This is a genomic window from Thermasporomyces composti (assembly GCF_003386795.1).
GTDB lineage: Bacteria > Actinomycetota > Actinomycetes > Propionibacteriales > Actinopolymorphaceae > Thermasporomyces > Thermasporomyces composti.
The window spans coordinates 730,074-751,425 of sequence record NZ_QTUC01000001.1 but is presented as its reverse complement, the minus strand read 5'-3'; the positions used below and the strand labels follow the sequence as shown (position 1 = coordinate 751,425).

Below are 21,352 nucleotides of genomic sequence, written 5' to 3'. Positions count from 1 at the left end.
TGGCCACTGAGGCGTTGCTGGGGACCGCGGCGAGTAGCCGTCGGCCCAGCGGAGTGAGCCGCGCGGGCTCGGCGCGGGACTTCTCGCACCGCGGCGGACTGGCCGCGCTCACCAACCCCGGGCGATCCACTCGTGGAGGTGGGGCAGCTCCGAGCCGATGGTCGTCGTCTCACCGTGGCCGGTGTGGACCACCGTCTCCACGGGCAGCGTGAACAGCCGGTCACGGATGGAGGCGATGATCGTGTCGAAGTCGGAGTAGGACCGACCCGTCGCGCCCGGCCCGCCTGCGAAGAGCGTGTCACCGGTGAACACCGCGGTGAGCTCGGGGGCGTACAGGCAGGTGCTGCCTGGTGAGTGACCTGGCGTGTGCAGGGCGCGCAGCTCGACACCGGCCACCTCGAAGCGCTGCCCGTCGAGGAGTTCCCCGCTCGGTTCCAGGTCCGTGTACACCATGTCCCAGAGCATCCGGTCGGCCGGGTGCAGCCACAGCGGCGCCTTGGTGGCCTCCCACAACGCTCCCGCCGCGGTGATGTGGTCGTTGTGCCCGTGCGTGCACACGATCGCCGTGACCGCACGCCCCTGGACGGCGTCCAGGATCGGTGCCGCGTCGTGCGCGGCGTCGATGACGAGGACCTCGTGGTCGTCACCGACGAGCCAGACGTTGTTCTCGACGTCCCAGGTGCCGCCGTCCAGGCTGAAGGTCCCGGTGGTGACCACCCGCTCGATGCGCGCGCTCATCGCATCACCACCACGGAGCGCAGCACGTCGCCGTCGTGCATCTTCTGGAACGCGGCCTCCACGTCCTCGAGGCCGATCTCCTCGCTGACGAAGACGTCCAGCGGTAGTCGGTCCTGGAGGTAGAGGTCGATGAGCATGGGGAAGTCCCGGGATGGCAGACAGTCGCCGTACCACGAGGACTTGAGGGCCCCGCCGCGGGAGAAGACGTCGAGGAACGGCAGCTCGAGCGTCATCTCCGGGGTGGGGACACCGACCAGGACCACCGTGCCGGCGAGATCCCGGGCGTAGAAGGCCTGCCGGTAGGTCTCGGGGAGCCCGATCGCCTCGATCGCGAGGTCGACGCCGTAGCCGTTGGTCAGCTCGCGGATCCGCTCCACCGGGTCCTCGCGCCGGGAGTTGACGACGTGGGTGGCCCCGACTCGCCTCGCCCACTCCAGCTTGCGGTCATCGACGTCGACGCCGATCACCGTGGTAGCGCCGCCGAGGACGGCGCCCGCGATCGCGGCGTCGCCGACGCCACCGCAGCCGAAGACCGCGACCGAGTCGCCGCGCTGGACGTTGCCGGTGTTCAAGGCCGCTCCCAGACCGGCCATGACGCCGCAGCCGAGCAGACCGGCGACCGTCGCCGGCGCCCGGGGGTCCACCTTCGTGCACTGACCGGCCGCCACCAGGGTCTTCTCGGCGAAGGCGCCGATGCCGAGCGCAGGCGAGAGGGGGGTCCCGTCGGCGAGCGTCATCCGCTGCGTGGCGTTGTGGGTGTCGAAGCAGTACCACGGCCGCCCGCGGCGACAGGCGCGACACTGCCCGCAGACCGCCCGCCAGTTGAGGATCACGAAGTCCCCAGGGGCGACCTCGTCGACGTCCGGTCCGACCGCCTCGACGATGCCGGCCGCTTCATGACCGAGCAGGTAGGGGTAGTCGTCGCCGATCCCGCCGACCTTGTAGTGGAGGTCGGTGTGGCAAACGCCGCACGCCTGCACACGAACCAGCGCCTCACCTGGGCCGGGATCCGGCACGCGGATCGTCTCGACGCTGACGGGGGCGTCCTTCTCCCGCGAGATGACCGCCTTGACGTCGGGCATGGGCCACCACTCCTTCGTGTCCGCACCCGGGCGCCCGACCAAACCCGACGCGGCGCCGGTGAGCCCGTACCCTCCGCCCGCGCTAGTGCTCGGTCGGGACCCGCCCTGGATCCTGGCCTGGTTGTGAAGACCAGGATCCACGCTTCGGCGTCGGTTGCGTACGCACTGAGGTCACGTCGGGGACCGGAACCGGACCCGGCCCTCGGAGCGGTACCTCCTTGACCGCGAGGACGGCGAGGAACGCCAGCAGCACCAGCGGCACGAGAAGGAGGTAGATCGTGTCCAGGCCCAGGGTGAACCCCTCACGGATCGCCGAGCGGAGGGGTTCCGGCAGGGCAGCGATCTCCGAGGGCGTGCCCAGTCGGGGAGACGAGTCGGACGACGGCACCGTGGCTCCGCGCTCGGCGAGCAGCGAGGGGATGGCCGAGGTGATCCGTGCCGACAGGATCGCGCCGAACAAGGCCACGCCGACGGCCCCACCCAGGGAGCGGAAGAAGGTCGCCGCCGATGTGGCGATGCCCAGGTCACGGCGTTCGCAGGTGTTCTGCACGGCGAGAACCAGGACCTGCTGGGTGAAGCCCAGACCCGAGCCGAAGAGCAGCATGTAGACGCAGAGAGCGACGAGGTTGGTCTCGGAGTCGAGGGTGGACAGCAGCGCGGAGCCGATCGCCACCAGCACCAGCCCGACGAGCGGGAAGATCTTCCAGCGTCCCCAGCGGGTGATCGCCCGGCCGCAGAGCAGGCCGACCACGAGCATGCCGAACACGAGCGGAAGGGTGAGCAGACCCGACTCCGTGGGGCTCTTCCCGCGCACCACCTGAAGGTACTGCGGCAGGTAGATCATGACCCCGAACATCGCGAAGCCGACGAAGAAGCCGGCCACGCCGGTCAGGCAGAAGGTGGGGTTCTTGAAGAGCCTGGGCGGCAGGATCGGCTCGGCGGCGCGACGCTCGACGACCACGGCACCGACGAGCGTCACCACGAACACCGCTCCCAGGACCGCTGTCCACCACGACAGCCACGCGAACACGTTCCCGGCGAGGGAGAGCACGAGCAGCAGCGAGCTGGCCGACGCGGTGAGGAATGTCGCGCCCAACCAGTCGATGGGAGTCTGGCGACGGACGGCGGGGAGCCGGAGTGTCCGCTCCAAGACCACGGATGCCACCACGGCGATGGGCAGCCCGACGTAGAAGCACCAACGCCACCCTGGGCCGTCGACGAGGAAACCGCCGATGAGCGGTCCGGCGACGGTGGACACGCCGAACGACGCGCCGAGGTAGCCGGAGTAGCGGCCCCGCTCTCGAGGGCTCACCACGTCGGCCATGATCGCCTGCGACATGGCCAGGACGCCGCCGATGGCGACGCCCTGTGCCGCGCGGGCGGCGACGAGACCGCCCATGTTCGTGGCGAGGCCGGCCCCCACTGAGGTCAGGACGAACATCCAGACCGCGACCTGCATGAGCGGCTTGCGGCCGTACAGGTCGGAGACCTTGCCCCACAAGGGCGTCGACACGGTGGTGGTGAGGAGCGCGGCGCTGGCGACCCACGCGAGCTGGTCCTGTCCACCGAGGTCACCGACGATGGTGGGCAACGCGGTGGCGATCACTGTCTGTGACAGTGATGAAACGAACAGACACAGCAGCAGGGCCCAGATGATGCGCAGGATCTCGCGGTGGCTGAAGGCTGGAGGGTCGGTCTCGGTCACCTCCGTCGGGTGCGGATCTGAGCCCGTCATCCGGTGTCACTCACTCCTGTCTCTCGGTCGTCAATCTGGCTCTCGGTTGTCTCGGTCCGATCCGCCAGCCAGGTGGTCCGGTCGTCTGATGTTGTGCTGATGAGGATATGCGGCGGCCCGCGATCGGGAGGGATCGCGCTCATCAGGTGAGCAGTGGCGTCAGCCGGTCGTGGACGGCCGCCGCTGGGCGCGCGTTCTTGTAGGCTCGCGGTGCCGGTTCCGGTCACCTGGAGGAGGTGCCGTGTGGGTGCGTCCGTACGTCTGACCGTCGACGAGGGGGTCGCCACGATCCGGCTCGATCGGCCCCCGATGAACGCGCTCGATACCGCGATGCAGGACGAGCTCCGGGCGGCGGCGGGCGAGGTGTCGGAACGCGAGGACATCGCCGCGGTCGTGCTCTACGGCGGGGAGAAGGTGTTCGCCGCCGGCGCTGACGTCAAGGAGATGGCCACCATGTCGTTCGCCGACATGGAGCTCCGGTCCCGTCAGCTCAGTACCGCGTTCGACGCGGTGGCGCGGATCCCCAAGCCGGTCGTCGCGGCGGTCACCGGGTACGCGCTCGGCGGCGGCTGCGAGCTCGCCCTCACCGCGGACCGCCGGATCGCGGCCAGCACGGCCGTCCTCGGACAGCCCGAGATCAAGCTGGGGATCATTCCCGGGGCAGGTGGAACCCAGCGGCTCGCCAGGCTCATCGGTCCGGCGAAAGCGAAGGACCTCATCTTCACCGGCCGCATGGTCGACGCCAGGGAGGCGCTGGCCATGGGACTCGTCGACGAGGTCGTCGACGTCGATCCGCACGAGCCAGGCGAGGCGGTGTACCAGGCCGCCCGCCGGTGGGCCGCGCAGTTCGTCGACGGCCCACGATGTGCGCTGCGAGCCGCCAAGAACGCGATCGACCGTGGTCTCGACGTCGACCTCGCGACAGGGTTGGAGATCGAGCGACAGGCCTTCGCCGCCTTGTTCGCGACGCAGGACCGCGAGATCGGGATGAAGGCTTTCGTCACCAAGTCGCAGCCCCGGTTCACCGGCCGCTGACCACGCCCGCCAGCCACCTCGAAGGGTCACCGATGTCTCAGTCCGACAGCGTTTCCGCGTCGATCTCGCCGCAGAGTGGGTCGCCCGCGAAGGGCTCGCCAGAGGAAGGCTCGCTGGAGGGACGCTCATCGGGCGGACGCAGCGTCACCAGGCCGCTGGAGCACACGCCCCGCCCGCATCCCACCGCCGACGAGGTGGAGGCGGCATGGTCGGACCCGAAGCTGGCGAACCGGCTCTACCACGACTGGGAAGCCCAGACCTACGACGACAAGTGGTCGATCTCGTTCGACGAACGCTGTATCGCCTACGCCCGGGACCGCTTCGTCGCCGTCGCCGGTGCCGGCGGTTGGCCGTATCCCACGGCCCTGGAGGTGGGCTGCGGAACGGGCTTCTTCAGCCTCAACCTCAAGCAGGCCGGCGTCATCGACCAGGTGCATGTCACGGACCTGTCGCCGGGCATGGTGGAGGCGAGCAAGGAGAACGCTCGTCGGCTGGGATTCGAGATCGAGGGTCGGGTCGCCGATGCGGAGCGGTTGCCGTACGACGACGGGACGTTCGACCTGGTCGTCGGGCACGCCGTCTTGCACCACATCCCGGACGTGGAGAACGCGTTCACCGAGATGCTGCGCGTCCTGAAGCCCGGCGGCCGGTTCGTGATCTGTGGCGAGCCGACGCGTTACGGCGATTTCGTGGCTCGACGGCTGTCCCGTGCCACCTGGTGGCTCAGCACGCGGGTGACCCAGCTGCCGTTCCTACGCGACCGGTGGGCACGACCGCGAGAGGAGCTCGACGAGTCGTCGCGTGCGGCCGCCTTGGAGGCGGTCGTCGACCTGCACACGTTCGACCCGGACACGCTCGCACGTACGGCGATCCGCGCGGGTGCGGTCGACGTGTCGACGACCACGGAGGAGCTCACCGCCGCGTGGTTCGGGTGGCCGGTGCGGACGTTCGAACACGCGGTCAACCCCGACCGTCTCGGGCTCCGGTGGGCGACCTTCGCCTACCGAACCTGGCTCATGCTGTCCGCCCTCGACCGCGCGCTCGCGGCCATCGTCCCTGACGAGCTCTACTACAACGTCTCGATCACTGGCCGGCGTCCGGCCACTGCGACGTGACGGCGGCGAGCCAGCCACCGTCGCCGACGTCTCACGGTCGCCGAGCTCGGGAGTCTTCCGATGCGCGCGGGCGTGGGCTCCGCGACCGTGGTACCGTCCAGGCGGTCGTTCGTCGTTTCGACACAACGCGCGTCAGAGTGGTTGCGCGCATCGCGGGCACGTGTCCGCCTGTCGCCATGAGCTCTTTCCGCGGGAATCGACACACGGGGCTTGCCCCGTGGCGACTCGGTGCTCGTGAGGTTCGGGCATCGCACGAACGTCTCCGCGAGGGGAATCACACCATGGCGCAGGGAACCGTCAAGTGGTTCAACGCTGACAAGGGCTACGGCTTCATCTCCGTCGACGGCGGTCAGGACGTCTTCGTCCACTTCTCCGCGATCATCGCGGACGGCTACCGCTCCCTGGACGAGGCGCAGCGAGTGGAGTTCGACGTCGTGCAGGGCCCGAAGGGCCCGCAGGCGGAGAACGTCCGCGCTCTCTAGGACGTCGCCGACGCGTGGTGCGGGCCGAGGAGCCCGCACCACCCACCTGCGGTCCTCACGCGACACGTGCGCGATGCTCGCGGTGAGCGCAGCCGTGTGAGCCACTGCCGGCGCTAGGGTCGACCTTGTGCGACGGCGCAGGCAGACCCGGTTCCTGAGCTGGGCGAGTCTGCGGTGGGTCCTGCGCAACCGTGCCTTCACCCCGTCCTACCTGCTGCGGTACTGGCGGTTCCTCGTCCTGAAGATCCGCCATCCCCACGTCATCACCGAGGGTCTGGTCTTCCTCGGCAAGAATGTCGACGTCCGAGTCCGACCCGGCTACGGCCGTCTCATCCTCGGGCGCTTCGTCCACCTGGGTGACGGCACGCGGCTGAACGCCCACGAGGGCACGCTGCGGATCGGGGACAAGTGCGTCCTGGGTCGGGACGTGACGATCAACTGCTACCTCGACGTCGAGATCGGCGCCGCCTGCTTGCTCGCCGACTGGACCTACATCTGTGACTTCGACCACGTGACGACGGACCTCGACCGGCCCATCAAGGACCAAGGGCTGGTCAAGAGTCCGGTCCGGATCGGCCCAGACTGTTGGTTGGGTGTCCGGTCGACGGTACTGCGCGGATCCACGATCGGAACCGGCGTCGTCGTCGGCGCTCACGCGGTGGTGCGTGGTGAGGTGCCTGACCACGCCGTGGTCGCCGGTGTGCCAGCCCGCGTCGTGAAGAACCGTCGGGACGCCTACGACGCGCAGGCCGCGCGTCGGGCCTACCTGGCCGGACTGGCCCGTGGCGCGGAGGAGGCGGCGCGACGGGCGCGCGGGGCGGTGTCGTGAGCCGTGTCGCTCGGGGGCCGACGCCGTGGCTGGCTGCTCAGCGGCCAGGGCCGACCGCTGGTTGGCCCGTGCTGTCGTGAGCCAGCGGACGCTCGGTTCGCGGTTCCGCCTGATCCGCCGAGCTCGGCGAGTCGCTGGTGGCGTCGGAGCCGTCGCGACGCGCGAGCGGCACGATGCGCAACGCGTCGCGCAGCGCGTCGAGCTGGTCACTCGTCATGGTCTCGATGAAGTAGACCAGCGCGGCGGCTGGATTCTCGGCCGCGGCCCACGCCTCGTGCATGAGCGTCGCGGTGTACGACTCTCGCGACATGATCGGCGAGTAGGCATACGCCCGGCCGCTCGTTTCCCGGCGTAACCAGCCCTTCCGGTACAGCTTGTCCAAGACGGTCATGACCGTCGTATGCGCCAGATCCCGCTCGGGAAGCAGTGCCTGCCGGACCTCGCGGACCAGCAGCGGGCGGTCGGCGGCCCACAGGCGCATCATGACCTGCTCTTCGAGCTCACCGAATCTGGGCATTGCACGTTCCTCGGTGTGGGCGTCTGGCCGTTCCGGGGTGCTGATCGGACGCTGAACGGAATGTGATGTGTATCACCTGATGGTGAGGTGGTCCTACGGATCATCGTAGGCGCATTCCGCCCGGCCGTACTGCTGTACGGATTTGGACAACTCTCCATAGTGGGACGTTCGACGCCTCGCCTTTGGTCAAGGTCAGGCGCGTCATTGTTGCTGACCGCGCCGATCAGTGTCCGGACCGTCGTGACACGTCCGTCGACCCTAGATGCAAGCTGACCTTGACGCAACTACGAGTCTCGATCGTAGAAATCGCTTCGAGCCGCGCTGGCAAGGGACGAAGGTCTTTTGTTAGGACTGTCGACCGACCAAGTCGGTGCGGTCGGCTCAGGTGGGTCGATCGTGGTGCACCCACCGACATGGTCATAAATCCCTTGTCCGTCAGGGCGCCCGCCGCCGCGGCGGTCGTGAATCGCGGTTGTCCCGGGTGACCCTCCGCCCGCGTGTGGGCACGGCTGCTCGTTCGACATGGCGGGCCGCGATGTGGTGACGTTCGGCGCCGCCGGCGTGTCGTCCGCCATGGGCCTGCTCCGTGGACAGGGCTTTTGGCCGCTTGGTGTGCGAACGGGTGTGCCGTCGAGATCTCGAGGTAAACGCTTTGAGGGATTTCCGGCAGATCGTCCGTACGCTGCACAATCGGCGCTGGCGCGCGATTCCTTTGACGGTCTTGGTCGGCGCTTTCGCCTTGGTGGGGATTGTCGCGATCGCCAGTGTTGCCGTGATGACGAGGAGCGCGTCGACCACCACCGCGCTTTCCGCCACATCGGCGAAGGAGCGGATCGCTGCGGAGTCCGACGACGCGAAGCAGACGCCGGCAGAGGGGACCACGAAGCAGGATCCGCCTGCGCCGAAGGAGACCACCGCTCAGCGTGCCGACGCGGACCCGGAGAAGGCCGACCGCCCGTCCTCCGAGGGCGTCGAGCAGAAGACCGGCCGGGATGAGGAGTCCGCCACCACGACGAAGGCCGAGGCGCGAAAGGCCGAGGCGACGAAGGCAGCCCAGCCGGAGAAGGAAGCCGAGCCGAACAAGGAGACCGAGCAGAGCAAGGAGGCCGGGCCGGAGGACGAGACCGCCGAGCAGGAGGAGGCTCGTGAGGCCGCCGAGGAGCGGGCCGCCCGGGAGAGGAGCAACCCCGAGTGGGTCCTGCCGATCGAGTCGTACGTCCTCACGGGGCGGTTCGGGCAGAGCGGCAACAGGTGGGCGTCGTACCACCACGGACTCGACTTCGCGGCCGACAGCGGCACACCCATCCGTGCCGTGGGCCGCGGTGAGATCATCGCTGCCGGCTGGGAGGGTGCGTACGGCAATCGGATCCTCGTCCGCCACCCCGACGGCACCGTGACGCTGTACGCCCACATGTCCGGGTTCGAGCGGACGTCGGGGACCGTCGAACCCGGCACGGTGATCGGGTACGTGGGCGCGACCGGGAACGTCACCGGCCCGCACCTGCACCTGGAGGTCCGGCCGAACGGTGGTGGGCTGAACTCCGCGATCGACCCCTTCGCGTGGCTGGCCGACAAGGGGCTCGACCCATGACCGGGTAGCGATCTTCGTGAGCGCTCCGGGCCGGGCCCGATCTCGGGCCCGGCCCAGTTCGACTGCCGTGCTTTCCGGTCCCTCTGGCGCCCGACGGTCGACACCGTCAGTCGAAGCGCGAGCGTGGGTCGAAGCCGCGGGTGTGCCTCACACCGCCACCGTGCCGTTCCACCGTCGGTCACCCAGGTAAGCGCACCCAGGCACGCACGGTGTGACACACGCGGCCTCGCCGCCGTAACCTCGATCTCGTCGTGGAGGGAGTGGCCATGGCGGACGAGGCGAACATCACCAGAGGCGGCGACACCGGCACGGCGGCTGCGGGAAGTGCGACGGCGGTCCAACCCGCGCCCACGCCGTCCACCTCGGTCGCCGAGCATCGCCATGTCCGCGACGGCGGAGTGTGGCGTGCCGCCGTCACCGTGACTCACCGGCTCAGGGACCTGATCGCGACAGCCGTCCTCACGGCGGCCGTCCTCGCCGCCCTCGTGCTCGCGCTCGGCGCGGTCCTGACCGCTCTCGGCGCGAACGAGCGGAACGAGATCGTCTCGGGCGTCCTCTCCCTCGGCGCTCAGTTCGTCGGTCCGTTCTCCGACGTCTTCACGTTCGACGACGAGGTTCGGCAGGTGCTCGTCAACTGGGGGATCGCTGCCGGTGTCTACCTCGTTGCGGGCCGCGTCCTCGAACGGTTGATCCGCCCGTGACCTGAGTCGCCTCGGCGTGAGCGCGGTCCAGTTTCGGCCCGGCGGACGTGAGATTCGCCGCCGTACCGAGGTTGGCTTGTGCGCGACACTGCTGCCCGACCAAGCTAGGCGCGGACGCGGCCGGGCGACCCGCCGCAGCCGCGACACCCGCTGACCACGAGGAAGGGACCGACCAGTGGCCGAGACAGGCTCCACGACCAGCACGTTCTTCACCAGCCTCAGCCTGGGCGCGCTCGGCTTCGACCCAGGCTTCTCGACCGTCGTGGACTTGGCCACGGAGTTCGGGTTCGACGCCGTCGAACCCGACCTGCGGCACCTGCGGACGCTGTCGGAGCAGGAGCTCGCCAAGCTGCCGGACCAGCTCGCGGACCGTGGGCTGCGCTGGGGGGTGGCCGGCGTGCCGGTCGACCTCAGCGCCGAAGCCGCGACGTTCGCCAAGCAGCTGGTCGAGCTCGAGGCGCACGCCGCGACGCTCGCCGCGGCGGGTGTCACGCGCGCGGGAACGTGGATCCGACCGATGAGCGACACCCTGACCTACCGCCGCAACTTCGCTCGCTGGGTCGAGCGGGTGGCGCTCGTGGACGAGGTGCTCGCCGCCGCCGGGATCCGGTTCGGCCTGGAGTACGTCGGCCCCAAGACGATGTGGTCGACCGAGCGCTACCCGTTCGTGCACACCCTCGCTGAGGTGCGCGAGCTGCTCGCCGCGGTCGGCAGCTCCAATGTCGGCGTGATCCTCGACAGCTTCCACTGGTACACCTCCGGCGAGACCGCCGACGACATTCGGCAACTCTCCGCCAGCCAGGTCATCTCGGTCGACCTCAACGACGCTCCGGCCGGTCTGGAGCGCGACGAGCAACAGGACTTGTCGCGGATGCTGCCCGGGGCGACCGGTGTCATCGACCTGGCCAGCTTCGTCGGTGCGTTGCGCGACATCGGGTACGCCGGACCGGTCAAGGTGGAGCCGTTCAACGCCGAGCTGCGCGAGCTTCCGGTTCGGGACGCCGTGGCGCGAACGGCGGAGGCGCTGCGAGCCGTCCTCTAAGGCCTCGGAGCGGGCCGCTCGTCAGGCCTCGGGAGCCGGGTCCGTCGGCCGCGGGCTCCCGAGGCGGGCCGCCTCGGGAAAGACACCTGTCCGGCAGTGGCGAACGAGGCTACTCGCGAGTAGCGTCATGCCTGGGTCGGGTCGGCATCCTGGCCCCATGAGGCTCGCGCGCCTGGCAGGCTGGGAGCGCGAGCCGACCCAGCGAGCCGGGTCGCCGACCGACGAGCGAGGGAGGAGCCGGACGCCACATGCACATCGTCGTCTGTGTCAAGTACGTGCCGGACGCGGCCGCCGACCGCACCTTCGATCCTGCGGACAACACCGTCGACCGAGCCAACGTCGCGGGCGTCCTCAGCGAGCTGGACGAGCACGCGATCGAGGCGGCCCTCAGCTTGGTCGAAGCGCACGGCGGCGAGATCACCGCCGTGACCGTCGGTCCGTCGGACGCGGCTACCGCAGTCAAGAAGGCCTTGCAGATGGGCGCCGACCGCGGCGTGGTGGTGTCCGACGACGCCATCCACGGCTCCGACGCGATCGCCACGTCCTTGGTCCTCGCCCGTGCGGTGACGAAGATCCGCGAGACCTCACCGGTCGACCTGGTCCTGTGCGGTATGGCGTCGACGGACGGCGGGATGTCGGTCGTCCCCGCGATGCTCGCCGAGCGTCTGGGCCTTCCCCAGGTGACGTTCGCCGCGGCGGTCGAGGTCAGCGACGGCACCGTGCGCGTTCGACGGGACGGCGAGACGGCCACCGAGACGATCGAGGCACCACTGCCCGCGGTGGTCTCGGTCACCGACCAAGCCAACGAGCCGCGGTACCCGTCCTTCAAGGGGATCATGGCGGCGAAGAAGAAGCCGCTGGAGACCTGGAGCCTCGCCGACCTCGGCATCGACGCGCACGAGGTCGGGTTGTCCGCCGCCTGGTCGACGGTCCGGTCGTTCGAGCGGCGACCGGCCCGACAGAAGGGAACCGTCGTCACCGACGACGGCGACGGCGGACGGGCGCTCGTCGCGTTCTTGGCCGAGCAGAAGTTCGTGTGAGGGAAGTGCCATGAGCGAAGTCCTCGTCCTGGTCGACCACGTCAACGGGACCGTCCGCAAGACCACCACCGAGCTGCTGACCATCGCTCGCCGGCTCGGCGAGCCGTCCGCCGTCTTCATCGGTGCCGGGTACGAGCAGGCCACGAGCACCCTCGCCGCGTTCGGCGCCCAGAAGGTCTATCTGCTGGAGCAGCCGGAGCTCTCCGACTACCTCGTCGCTCCCAAGGCTGAGGCGCTCGCCCAGCTCGCCGAGCGAGCTCAACCGGTCGCGATCCTCCTGCCCTCCGACTCCGAAGGCAAGGAGGTGGCGGGTCGGCTGGCGATCAAGCTCGAGTCGGGGCTGGTGACCGACGCGGTCGACGTGGAGCCTGGCGAGGACGGCATCCCGGTGACGACGCAGTCCGTGTTCGCCGGCACCTACACCGTGCGCGCGGCGGTGACCAAGGGCACGCCGATCATCACCGTCAAGCCGAACGCCACCACGCCGGAGCCGGCGCCCGCGCAACCGGTCGAGGAGAAGGTCGAGGTCACGGTCTCGGAGGCGGCGAAGGCGGCACGGATCGTCGAACGGTCGCCGCGCGCCCAGACCGGCCGTCCCGAGCTCACGGAGGCGTCGATCGTGGTCGCCGGGGGTCGCGGGGTCGGATCTGCCGAGGGCTTCGCTCTCATCGAGGAGCTCGCCGACGTGCTGGGCGGGGCGGTGGGCGCGTCCCGAGCGGCGGTCGACGCGGGCTGGTACCCCCACGCGTACCAAGTCGGCCAGACGGGCAAGACGGTGTCGCCGCAGCTGTACATCGCGGCCGGTATCTCCGGAGCGATCCAGCATCGCGCCGGTATGCAGACCTCGCGCACCGTGGTCGTGGTGAACAAGGATCCCGAAGCACCGATCTTCGAGATGGCCGACTTCGGCGTCGTGGGCGATCTCCACAAAGTCCTGCCCCAGGCCATCGAGGAGATCCGCCGTCGCCGTGGCTGACATCCGTCGGCACAGTCTGGATCCTGGCCCGCTCGCGTTGAGATCGCCTTTCGGGTACGGTCGGCAGTGATGTGACGCGGGGTGTCCCAGGCTCCGCCGTGGGACTGGGGCTGAGATCAAACCCGTCGAACCTGATCCAGGTCATGCTGGCGAAGGGACGTCGCAGATGCCGACCACTCTCACGGCCGACCACGTCGCCGACGCGCTCGAGCGACTGAGGGCCGAGCAGCCACTCGTTCACTGTCTCACCAACATCGTCGCCGCTCCGCTGACCGCCAACGCGTTGTTGGCGGTGGGTGCTTCGCCCGCGATGGTGGACGGACCAGACGCCGGCGATCTGGCGAGAGCCGCAGCCGGGGTCCTCGTCAACATCGGCACGGTCACCCACGCCACCGCCGAAGGAATGCGTGCCGCTGTGCGAGCTCGGCGCGACATCGGTGGTCGGTGGGTGCTCGACCCGGTCGCCGCGGGAGCCCTTCCCTATCGCGCGGCGCTGGCCGCGGAGCTGCTCGACATCTGGGCGCCGACCGTCGTGCGCGGCAATCCATCCGAGGTGCTCGCGCTCACCGGACGCTTCGGTGGCAAGGGCGTGGACTCCGATGCGTCACCTGACGACGCGGGTGATGCCGCGCGAGCACTTGCCGGCAAGCACGGCACCACGGTCGCGGTGAGTGGTCCGGTCGATTACCTGACCGACGGCCAGCGGACCGTCCGAGTGGCCAACGGTCACGCTCTGTTGTCGAAAGTCTCCGGCGCGGGGTGTGTGCTCGGCGCGCTGGTGGCGGGATTCCTCGCCGTCGTCGACGACCCCTTGCTGGCCGCGACGTCCGCCACCGTCGTCCTCACCGTGGCGGGCGAGGAGGCGGAGGCGTCGGGGGCGACCCGACCTGGTTCCTTCGCGGTGGCGCTGGTGGACCAGCTCCACGCGGTCGACGCGGCGACGATCCGACGCGCGGCAAGGATCCATTGACAATGTCCGCGCCACCGCTTGATCTGTCCGTCTACCTCGTCACCGACACCCGGCTGTGTGGGGCGCGCGGTGTCGTGGACACGGTGACTGCCGCTGTGGCCGGTGGGGTGACGGTGGTCCAGCTTCGTGACCCGAACGCCAGCGCGCGGGAGCTGGTGGAGCTCGGCCTTCGGCTGCGTGAGGCGTTGTCCGGCTTGGGCATCCCGTTGCTCATCAACGACCGCGCCGACGTCGCGAGGGCTGTCGGCGCGGATGGCGTCCACGTGGGGCAGAGGGACCTTCCCGCGCCGGCGGCGCGCGAGATCGTGGGACCGGACGCCTACGTTGGCCTGTCGGTCCACGACGTCGCCGATCTGTACGAGGACGACGGTGGTGGTCACGACGAACCCCACCGGAGTGGCCCCGCCACCCTCCGACTCCGCGACGAGCTCGCGGCCGTGGACTACCTCGGCGTCGGTCCGGTCTTCGCCCAGCAGACGAAGCCCGACGCCGGAACGCCGATCGGGCTGCGTGGCCTCGCCGAGGTCTGCGCCGCGGCGCCGCTGCCGTGTGTGGCGATCGGCGGCATCGACGCCTCGTCGGCGGGGGCGGTGCGAGCCGTTGGGGCCGCTGGTGTCGCCGTCGTGAGCGCGATCTGCGGTCAGCCCGATCCGATGGCGGCGGCGCGCACGTTGCGCGACGCCTTTCTCGAGGGAGCGCGTGATGAATCCTCCGATCGCCCTGACCATCGCGACCAGTGACCCGTCCGGCGGTGCCGGCATCCAGGCGGACCTGAAGACGTTCTCAGCTCTCGGCGCCTACGGAACCGCTGTGCTCGTGGCGCTGACGGCGCAGAACACCCATGGCGTCACCGGGGTGCACGTCGTGCCGACGGCGTTCATCACCCAACAGCTCGAGACGCTCGTCGCGGACGTCAGCGTCGACGCCGTCAAGATCGGCATGCTGGCCAACGCCGAGGTCGTCAACACCGTCGCGGACTTCCTTGAACGGCACCGTCCGCCCTCCGTGGTCCTGGACCCGGTGATGGTCGCGACGAGTGGCGACCGGCTGCTCGACGCGAGCGCGGTGCGCGACCTGCGAGACCGCCTCCTGCCGTTGGCCGACCTCGTGACCCCCAACCTGCCGGAGGCCGCCGCCCTGCTCGAGACAGAGCCGGCGCGCGAGGATGAGGAGATCATCCGGCAGGCGGACGCGCTCCGTGAGCTCGGCGTCGCGCGGGTCCTGCTGAAGGGCGGGCACCGGGTCGAGTCGGCGGAGTCCGCCGACTACTACGTCGACGGCGACGTGTCCCGTTGGCTGCGTGCTCCTCGCGTCGACACCACCCACACCCACGGCACCGGGTGCACGCTGTCCTCGGCGATCGCCGCGCTCCGCCCGCGCCGGCCGGACTGGCTCAGCGCGATCGAGGACGCCAAGCGGTACGTCACCCAGTCCCTGCGCGCCGCCGACGCGGTGAAGGTCGGCAGCGGCCACGGCCCCGTCCACCACTTCCACGCCTGGTGGCGATGACGTCAGCTCGGGTCGATGGGGACCACCGTGCTGTGCCGCGCTCGCGCGAGGTGCTGTGGGCCGGGACGGATGGTCGAGTCGAAAGCTGCTGACGGCGCGGCGAGGCGAGGGCGACCCCATGTCCGGGTATGGCCCGGAGTGGTGGCGCCGGGTGAAGGACGCGGGGTGAAAGACGCCGTGTGAGTGCCCGCCGCGCGATCTCGTCGTGGTGATCGTTCCGCAGTGGCCGCGGCGTGGCGGCTTCGCCGACGGCGCTGGAGGAGCGAGACACTACGCTGGGGAGACGATGAGCACCGTCTATCTCGACCACGCCGCGACCACGCCGATGCTTCCCGAGGCCGTCGCGGCGGTCACCGCTCACCTGCCCGCGGTCGGGAACGCCTCCTCGCTGCACGCGTCCGGCCGCGCCGCGCGCCGCGTCGTCGAGGAGTCGCGGGAGACGATCGCGGAGGCGCTGGGCGCTCGACCGTCTGAAGTGATCTTCACGAGTGGCGGGACGGAGGCGGACAATCTGGCGGTGAAAGGGCTGTACTGGGCCCGGAACGCCGCCGATCCACGCCGTCGCCGCGTCCTGGTCAGTGCCGTCGAGCACCACGCGGTCCTCGACGCCGCCGCGTGGTTGGGGAGCTCGTGCGGCGCGCAGGTCGAGTGGCTGCCCGTCGACAGCGTGGGGCGCGTGGACGTGGAGGCGGTCCGCGCCACCATCGAGCGGGATCCCGCCTCGGTCGCGTTGCTGACGGTCATGTGGGCCAACAACGAGGTCGGGACCGTCCAACCGGTCAGCGAGCTCGCGGCGCTCGCCCGCGAGTTCGACATTCCGGTCCACACCGACGCGGTTCAGGCGGTCGGCCAGCTGCCGGTCGACTTCGCCTCGTCCGGTGTCGACGCCATGACGGTGACCGGCCACAAGCTGGGCGGGCCGGTCGGGGTCGGCGCGCTCGTGGTCCGCAGGGAGATCACTCTCACACCGTTGCTGCACGGCGGCGGGCAGGAACGCGAGGTACGGTCGGGCACCCTCGACGTCCCCGCGATCGCCGGCTTCGCGGCGGCGGTGCGGGTCGCCACCCAGCGCCAGCCCGAGCTCGCGGCCCGGCTGAGCCAGCTGCGCGACGAGCTCGTCGAACGCGTTCTGGCCGCGGTGCCGGACGCCACGCTCAACGGTGACCCGTCGTTCGAGCTGAGCCGCCGACTGCCCGGCAACGCCCACTTCTCGTTCGTCGGCTGTGAAGGCGACTCGCTCTTGCTGCTGCTCGACGCTCGAGGGATCGAGTGCTCCACGGGATCGGCTTGCTCGGCCGGTGTCGCGGAGCCGAGCCACGTCCTGCTCGCGATGGGTCAGGACGAGGCGCGGGCCCGCGGCTCGCTGCGGTTCAGCCTCGGTCACACCTCGACCCGCTCCGACGTCGAGGCGCTCGGCGAGGCGATCGGGCCGGTCGTGGAGCGGGCACGCGCCGCCGGGCTGGTCAACGCCGTCGCCGGAGGGTCGGGCTGATGCGGGTACTCGCCGCCATGTCGGGCGGGGTGGACTCGGCGGTGGCCGCCGCCCGAGCGGTCGACGCTGGTCACGAGGTCACCGGCGTCCATCTCGCGCTGTCCCGCAACCCCGCGTCCTATCGCAGCGGCGCCCGAGGCTGCTGCACGCTCGAGGACGCGCGCGACGCCCGCCGCGCCGCGGACGTGCTCGGCATCCCCTTCTACGTCTGGGATCTCGCCGACCGTTTCCACGCCGACGTCGTCCAGGACTTCGTGGACGAGTACGCCGCCGGCCGTACGCCGAACCCGTGCCTGCGCTGCAACGAGAAGATCAAGTTCGCGGCCGTGCTCGAACGGGCGCTCGCGCTCGGCTTCGACGCCGTCTGCACCGGGCACTACGCCCGGCTGGTCGACGGCCCGCACGGCCGTGAGCTGCACCGGGCGGTCGATCCTGACAAGGACCAGTCCTACGTGCTCGGGGTGCTCACCGCCGAGCAGCTCGCGCACGCGATGTTTCCGCTCGGGGATTCCCTGAAGTCCGAGGTGCGCGCCGAGGCCGCGGCTCGCGGGCTCGCGGTGGCCGACAAGCCCGACAGCCACGACATCTGCTTCGTGGCCGACGGTGACACGGCCGGGTTCCTGGCTCGTCAGCTCGGGGAGCGGCCCGCCACGGTCGTGGACGAGGACGGCACCGTCCTCGCCCGCCGGAAGTCGAGCTTCGCGTTCACCGTGGGACAGCGGCGCGGCCTCGGTCTGGATCGGCCCGCGCCTGACGGCAAGCCACGCTACGTGCTGTCCATCGAGCCGGTCACCCGCACGGTCACGGTGGGGCGACGGGAGCGACTGCGGGTCGCCACCATCGAGGGCACCCGGCCACGCTGGTGCGGGCCTGCGCCGGAGGGTGTGGTGTCCTGCCACGCGCAGATCCGGGCCCACGCGGAGGCGCTGCCGGCCCGGGCCTGGGTCGACGGCGACGTGCTCACCGTCGAGTTGGAGGAGCCCGCCTTCGGCGTCGCGCCCGGGCAGGCTGTCGTCTTGTACGACGGGAGCCGCGTGATCGGTTCGGCGACCATCGCCCGCACCGCGGCCTGACGCGCCGGGCGCCGGCGGGCGTCGCCCTCGCGCGAGTCGGTGCTGTTCTTGACAGGCGTACCGACGAGGACGCGGTGACACCAGCCGTAGGGTGTGCTCCGTGGATGTGGAGCTTCCCTGGGGACCTGGAACGGCGAGCGGGGTGGGCTCGCTGCCGTATACCGATCCGATGGAGGCCACGAGGGTCGTCCTCGGCGAGCTTCCCGACCTTCCGCATCTACCTGAGCTGCCGACGCGTGGACCCGGTGCGGACATGGTCGGTCGGTCGTGCGCCTTGCTGGTCGGTCTGGGCGTTGACCTTCAGCCAGCCGGCTGGCGGCTCACGGCCGCACCGGGACGTGACCAACGGCGGGCTCGGTCGACGCTCGGCCAAGACCTCGACGCGTTGGAGGAGCTGACCCAGGGCTACACCGGCCCGCTGAAGGTCCAGGTCGCGGGGCCCTGGACGCTCGCCGCCTCGGTGGAGCTTCCGCGCGGTGGTCGAGTCCTCGGTGACCACGGCGCGCGACGTGACCTCGCGCAGTCCCTGGCGGAGGGACTCACCGAGCACCTGGCGGACGTGCGCCGACGTGTCCCGGGCGCCAGCCTCGTGCTGCAAGTGGACGAGCCGTCTCTGCCGGCCGTGCTCAGTGGAGCCATACCGACGCCCTCCGGCTTCTCCCGCTACCGGTCCGTCGACAACCCCGAGGCGGAGGCGCTCGTGCGCGAGGTGGTCAGCGCCGCCGACGCACAGGGGGCGATCCCGATCGTGCATTGCTGCGGGTCCGAGGTCCCGTTCGAGTTGCTGGTCCGCGGAGGGGCTCGTGGCCTGTCGTTCGACATGGCGCGGGTCCGTGACGCGGATGTCGAGGCGCTCGCGGCGGCGGTCGAGCAGGGCGTGACGCTGTTCGTGGGAGCGGTACCCGCCGTCCCCGGCCCTGAGGACGCGTCGACGAAGCCCTCGCGGGAGGGTCCGCGAGGGCCGTCCGACCTTGAGGTGACTCGGGCGGTTCTGCGTTTCTGGCGCACGCTCGGGTTTCCGGAGGAGACCGCCGCTCGCGGGTGTGTGGTCACGCCGTCCTGCGGCCTCGCGGGAGCCGAGCCGGCCTGGACGCGGACCGTCCTCACTCTGGTCCGCAAGGTCGCCGCGCATCTGGACGACCGCCCGGACAGCGCCACCGCGCCCGACGACGAGCGCTCGTGACACGTCGGGGCCGACCACGCCCGTCCGCTCGGCAGTTCCTCACCCCGGCCCTCCCTCCGGGTGGCCGCCACGTGGACCGGTGCTGTCGGTGGTGCGGCGGTACCCTTCGCAGCTATGAGCGAGTCCAACGCCGTGCCCCGCGAGGAACCCGGCACGCAGGTCGCGACCGCTCCCGCCGAGGCGCAAGAGCGGCACGCCGCCTTGGTCCAGGAGATCGAAGAGCACGACTACCGGTACTACGTGCTCGACCGTCCGACGATCTCCGACGCGGAGTACGACGCGTTGCGGCAGGAGCTCATCGCGCTCGAGGAGGCCTACCCGCAGCTGCGCACGCCCGACTCGCCCACCCAGCGGGTGGGCGGCACGTGGTCGACGGAGTTCGCCCCCGTCGAGCACCTCGAGCGCATGATGTCGCTCGACAACGCCTTCGACCGTGATGAGGTACGCGCGTGGGCTGCCCGAGTCGAACGTGAGGTCGGCGCCGAGGCGGAGTTCCTCTGCGAGCTCAAGGTCGACGGGTTGGCCGTCGACCTCGTCTACGAGGGCGGTCGGCTGGTTCGCGCGGCCACCCGGGGGGACGGGCGCACCGGCGAGGACGTCACGCTCAACGTGCGCACCATCCGCGACGTGCCGCACCGGCTGACCGCCGGGTCGGACCACCCGCCGGTTCCGTCGGTGCTCGAGGTCCGCGGCGAGGTCTACTTCCGGGTGCGCGACTTCGAGGAGCTCAACGCGCGCCTCGTCGAGTCCGGCAAGCCGCCGTTCGCCAACCCGCGCAACTCCGCGGCGGGGTCCCTGCGGCAGAAGGACCCTCGCGTCACCGCGCAACGGCCTCTCCGCTTCGTGGCGCACGGCTTGGGTCGCGTGGAGGGCTGGCAGCCGACCCGACTCTCCGAGGCCTACGCCGCCCTGCGCTCCTGGGGCATTCCGGTCAGCGAGCACGTCACCGTCTGTCGGACTCTCGACGAGGTCGACGCCTACGCCCGCGAGTACAGCGACCGTCGTCACCAGCTCGACCACGAGATCGACGGCGTGGTGATCAAGGTCGACCAGATTTCGCTGCAGCGCCAGCTGGGCTCGACCGCACGCGCGCCCCGGTGGGCGATCGCCTACAAGTTCCCTCCCGAGGAGGTGAACACCAAGCTTCTCGACATTCGGGTCAACGTCGGCCGCACCGGGCGGGTGACGCCGTATGGGGTGATGGAGCCGACGAGGGTCGCCGGCTCCACCGTCGAGTTCGCCACGCTGCACAACGCCCAAGAGATCAAGCGCAAGGGTGTCTTGATCGGCGACACCGTGGTGCTGCGCAAGGCTGGCGACGTGATTCCTGAGATCGTGGGTCCGGTCGTCGACCTCAGGGACGGCACCGAGCGTGAGTTCGTCATGCCGACCCACTGCCCGGAGTGCGGCAGCGAGCTACGCCCCGAGAAGGAGAGCGACGTCGACCTGCGCTGCCCCAACACCCGGTCGTGTCCGGCGCAGCTCCGTGAGCGGTTGTTCCACCTGGCCGGTCGGGGAGCCCTCGACATCGAGGTGCTCGGCTACCAGGCCGGCACGGCGCTGCTCCAGGAGGGACTCATCCGCGACGAGGGCGACCTGTTCTTCCTCACGCCCGAGCGCCTTGCCCAGTCGGAGTTCTTCACCACCAAGTCGGGTGACTTGTCGGCCAACGCTCGGCGACTGCTGGACAACCTCGAGGAGGCCAAGTCCCGGCCGCTGTGGCGAGTCCTCGTGGCGCTGTCGATCCGACACGTCGGTCCCACCGCGGCGCAGGCCTTGGCCCGCGCGTTCGGGGACCTCGACCGGATCGCGGCAGCGTCGGAGGAGGAGCTGGCCGAGGTGGACGGCGTCGGCCCCACGATCGCGGCCTCGATCAAGGACTGGTTCAGCGTCGACTGGCATCGCGACATCGTGGAGAAGTGGCGCCGCGCGGGCGTCCGCTTCCAGGACCGGACCGACGAAGGACCGCGTCCGCTCGAAGGGGTCACCGTCGTGGTCACCGGAAGCCTGGAAGGCTTCTCGCGGGACGAGGCCACCGAGGCGATCACCAGCCGTGGCGGAAAGGCGTCGAGCTCGGTCTCGAAGAAGACCAGCTTCGTCGTCGTCGGTGACAAGCCCGGGTCGAAGTACGACAAGGCGCGCAGCCTCGGTATCCCGATCCTCGACGAGGCCGGTTTCCGTGTGCTGCTGGAGCAAGGACCTGACGCGGCCCGCGCGCATGTCGTGACCGAGGCGTAGCGGG

20 protein-coding genes and 1 riboswitch are annotated in these 21,352 nt (G+C 70.3%); of the genes, 16 read left to right on the top strand and 4 right to left on the bottom strand.

Going from position 1 to position 21,352, the window contains the following annotated elements:
* Nucleotides 1-108: 108 nt before the first annotated feature.
* The 3 genes from DFJ64_RS03270 to DFJ64_RS03260 form a co-directional block, all read right to left on the bottom strand.
* Nucleotides 109-738, bottom strand: coding sequence for an MBL fold metallo-hydrolase (locus DFJ64_RS03270; protein WP_115849100.1), 630 nt, complete (start codon nt 736-738; stop codon nt 109-111).
* Nucleotides 735-1,820 carry an S-(hydroxymethyl)mycothiol dehydrogenase gene (locus DFJ64_RS03265; protein ID WP_115849099.1) on the bottom strand — a complete coding sequence of 362 codons (1,086 nt, stop codon included), beginning with the start codon at nt 1,818-1,820 and terminating at the stop codon, nt 735-737. Before DFJ64_RS03265 ends, DFJ64_RS03270 begins: the two co-directional genes overlap by 4 nt.
* Nucleotides 1,821-1,902: 82 nt before the next feature.
* Nucleotides 1,903-3,555 (bottom strand): MDR family MFS transporter, encoded by a 1,653-nt coding sequence (locus DFJ64_RS03260; protein WP_115849098.1) that lies wholly within the window; start codon nt 3,553-3,555, stop codon nt 1,903-1,905.
* A 243-nt stretch (nt 3,556-3,798) separates the two neighbouring features.
* Between DFJ64_RS03260 and DFJ64_RS03255 the strand changes: the two genes are divergently transcribed.
* The 4 genes from DFJ64_RS03255 to DFJ64_RS03240 all read left to right on the top strand — a co-directional run bounded on the left by DFJ64_RS03255 (nt 3,799) and on the right by DFJ64_RS03240 (nt 7,016).
* The gene (locus DFJ64_RS03255; protein WP_115849097.1) at nt 3,799-4,590 is read left to right on the top strand and encodes an enoyl-CoA hydratase/isomerase family protein; all 792 of its coding nucleotides are present in this window, start codon (nt 3,799-3,801) and stop codon (nt 4,588-4,590) included.
* A gap of 32 nt (nt 4,591-4,622) precedes the next feature.
* The gene (locus tag DFJ64_RS03250; RefSeq protein WP_115849096.1) at nt 4,623-5,705 is read left to right on the top strand and encodes a class I SAM-dependent methyltransferase; all 1,083 of its coding nucleotides are present in this window, start codon (nt 4,623-4,625) and stop codon (nt 5,703-5,705) included.
* Nucleotides 5,706-5,986: 281 nt separating this feature from the next.
* The gene (locus tag DFJ64_RS03245) at nt 5,987-6,187 is read left to right on the top strand and encodes a cold-shock protein (protein ID WP_115849095.1); all 201 of its coding nucleotides are present in this window, start codon (nt 5,987-5,989) and stop codon (nt 6,185-6,187) included.
* Between the two features lie 127 nt (nt 6,188-6,314).
* Nucleotides 6,315-7,016, top strand: a complete 702-nt coding sequence (locus DFJ64_RS03240) for an acyltransferase (protein WP_115849094.1) — start codon at nt 6,315-6,317, stop codon at nt 7,014-7,016.
* 37 nt (nt 7,017-7,053) lie between these two features.
* Here the strand turns inward: DFJ64_RS03240 and DFJ64_RS03235 are convergent, their stop codons facing one another.
* Entirely contained in the window at nt 7,054-7,533 is a 480-nt protein-coding gene (locus tag DFJ64_RS03235; RefSeq protein WP_115849093.1) for a BlaI/MecI/CopY family transcriptional regulator, read from the bottom strand.
* Between the two features lie 775 nt (nt 7,534-8,308).
* Here DFJ64_RS03235 and DFJ64_RS03230 point away from each other — a divergent pair.
* The 12 genes from DFJ64_RS03230 (at nt 8,309) to ligA (ending at nt 21,348) form a co-directional block, all read left to right on the top strand.
* Nucleotides 8,309-9,124, top strand: a complete 816-nt coding sequence (locus DFJ64_RS03230; protein WP_147304572.1) for a M23 family metallopeptidase — start codon at nt 8,309-8,311, stop codon at nt 9,122-9,124.
* 266 nt (nt 9,125-9,390) lie between these two features.
* Nucleotides 9,391-9,825 (top strand): hypothetical protein, encoded by a 435-nt coding sequence (locus DFJ64_RS03225; RefSeq protein WP_115849091.1) that lies wholly within the window; start codon nt 9,391-9,393, stop codon nt 9,823-9,825.
* Between the two features lie 175 nt (nt 9,826-10,000).
* Nucleotides 10,001-10,867: a sugar phosphate isomerase/epimerase family protein gene (locus tag DFJ64_RS03220; protein WP_115849090.1), complete on the top strand. Its 867-nt coding sequence runs from the start codon at nt 10,001-10,003 to the stop codon at nt 10,865-10,867.
* 248 nt (nt 10,868-11,115) lie between these two features.
* Nucleotides 11,116-11,907: an electron transfer flavoprotein subunit beta/FixA family protein gene (locus DFJ64_RS03215; RefSeq protein ID WP_115849089.1), complete on the top strand. Its 792-nt coding sequence runs from the start codon at nt 11,116-11,118 to the stop codon at nt 11,905-11,907.
* 10 nt (nt 11,908-11,917) lie between these two features.
* Nucleotides 11,918-12,883, top strand: a complete 966-nt coding sequence (locus DFJ64_RS03210; protein WP_115849088.1) for an electron transfer flavoprotein subunit alpha/FixB family protein — start codon at nt 11,918-11,920, stop codon at nt 12,881-12,883.
* A gap of 67 nt (nt 12,884-12,950) precedes the next feature.
* Nucleotides 12,951-13,058: riboswitch (TPP riboswitch) on the top strand.
* Complete coding sequence (gene thiM / locus DFJ64_RS03205; RefSeq protein WP_115851789.1) at nt 13,050-13,853, top strand: hydroxyethylthiazole kinase; 804 nt, start codon at nt 13,050-13,052, stop codon at nt 13,851-13,853. Its footprint overlaps the riboswitch before it by 9 nt.
* 2 nt (nt 13,854-13,855) lie before the next feature.
* Entirely contained in the window at nt 13,856-14,593 is a 738-nt protein-coding gene (gene thiE / locus DFJ64_RS03200) for a thiamine phosphate synthase (RefSeq protein ID WP_115849087.1), read from the top strand.
* Entirely contained in the window at nt 14,556-15,362 is an 807-nt protein-coding gene (thiD, locus tag DFJ64_RS03195) for a bifunctional hydroxymethylpyrimidine kinase/phosphomethylpyrimidine kinase (protein ID WP_115849086.1), read from the top strand. Before thiE ends, thiD begins: the two co-directional genes overlap by 38 nt.
* 286 nt (nt 15,363-15,648) lie before the next feature.
* Nucleotides 15,649-16,854 (top strand): cysteine desulfurase family protein, encoded by a 1,206-nt coding sequence (locus DFJ64_RS03190; protein WP_115851788.1) that lies wholly within the window; start codon nt 15,649-15,651, stop codon nt 16,852-16,854.
* Nucleotides 16,854-17,927 (top strand): tRNA 2-thiouridine(34) synthase MnmA, encoded by a 1,074-nt coding sequence (gene mnmA, locus DFJ64_RS03185; RefSeq protein ID WP_115849085.1) that lies wholly within the window; start codon nt 16,854-16,856, stop codon nt 17,925-17,927. Before DFJ64_RS03190 ends, mnmA begins: the two co-directional genes overlap by 1 nt.
* A 100-nt stretch (nt 17,928-18,027) precedes the next feature.
* A complete protein-coding gene (locus DFJ64_RS03180) occupies nt 18,028-19,110 on the top strand; it encodes a methionine synthase (protein ID WP_342768092.1) in 1,083 nt (360 codons plus the stop codon).
* Nucleotides 19,111-19,224: 114 nt separating this feature from the next.
* Nucleotides 19,225-21,348 (top strand): NAD-dependent DNA ligase LigA, encoded by a 2,124-nt coding sequence (gene ligA / locus DFJ64_RS03175; protein WP_115849084.1) that lies wholly within the window; start codon nt 19,225-19,227, stop codon nt 21,346-21,348.
* Nucleotides 21,349-21,352 lie beyond the last annotated feature (4 nt).

Bases quoted from the DNA above. Each gene is read 5' to 3' on its own strand.
- DFJ64_RS03230 (WP_147304572.1), top strand. From the start codon at position 8,309: ATGACGAGGAGCGCGTCGACCACCACCGCGCTTTCCGCCACATCGGCG.
- DFJ64_RS03225 (WP_115849091.1), top strand. From the start codon at position 9,391: ATGGCGGACGAGGCGAACATCACCAGAGGCGGCGACACCGGCACGGCG.
- DFJ64_RS03190 (WP_115851788.1), top strand. From the start codon at position 15,649: ATGAGCACCGTCTATCTCGACCACGCCGCGACCACGCCGATGCTTCCC.
- DFJ64_RS03235 (WP_115849093.1), bottom strand. From the start codon at position 7,533: ATGCCCAGATTCGGTGAGCTCGAAGAGCAGGTCATGATGCGCCTGTGG.
- DFJ64_RS03260 (WP_115849098.1), bottom strand. From the start codon at position 3,555: ATGACGGGCTCAGATCCGCACCCGACGGAGGTGACCGAGACCGACCCT.
- thiE (WP_115849087.1), top strand. From the start codon at position 13,856: ATGTCCGCGCCACCGCTTGATCTGTCCGTCTACCTCGTCACCGACACC.
- DFJ64_RS03265 (WP_115849099.1), bottom strand. From the start codon at position 1,820: ATGCCCGACGTCAAGGCGGTCATCTCGCGGGAGAAGGACGCCCCCGTC.
- DFJ64_RS03215 (WP_115849089.1), top strand. From the start codon at position 11,116: ATGCACATCGTCGTCTGTGTCAAGTACGTGCCGGACGCGGCCGCCGAC.
- DFJ64_RS03270 (WP_115849100.1), bottom strand. From the start codon at position 738: ATGAGCGCGCGCATCGAGCGGGTGGTCACCACCGGGACCTTCAGCCTG.
- thiD (WP_115849086.1), top strand. From the start codon at position 14,556: ATGAATCCTCCGATCGCCCTGACCATCGCGACCAGTGACCCGTCCGGC.
- mnmA (WP_115849085.1), top strand. From the start codon at position 16,854: ATGCGGGTACTCGCCGCCATGTCGGGCGGGGTGGACTCGGCGGTGGCC.
- thiM (WP_115851789.1), top strand. From the start codon at position 13,050: ATGCCGACCACTCTCACGGCCGACCACGTCGCCGACGCGCTCGAGCGA.
- ligA (WP_115849084.1), top strand. From the start codon at position 19,225: ATGAGCGAGTCCAACGCCGTGCCCCGCGAGGAACCCGGCACGCAGGTC.
- DFJ64_RS03210 (WP_115849088.1), top strand. From the start codon at position 11,918: ATGAGCGAAGTCCTCGTCCTGGTCGACCACGTCAACGGGACCGTCCGC.
- DFJ64_RS03250 (WP_115849096.1), top strand. From the start codon at position 4,623: ATGTCTCAGTCCGACAGCGTTTCCGCGTCGATCTCGCCGCAGAGTGGG.
- DFJ64_RS03245 (WP_115849095.1), top strand. From the start codon at position 5,987: ATGGCGCAGGGAACCGTCAAGTGGTTCAACGCTGACAAGGGCTACGGC.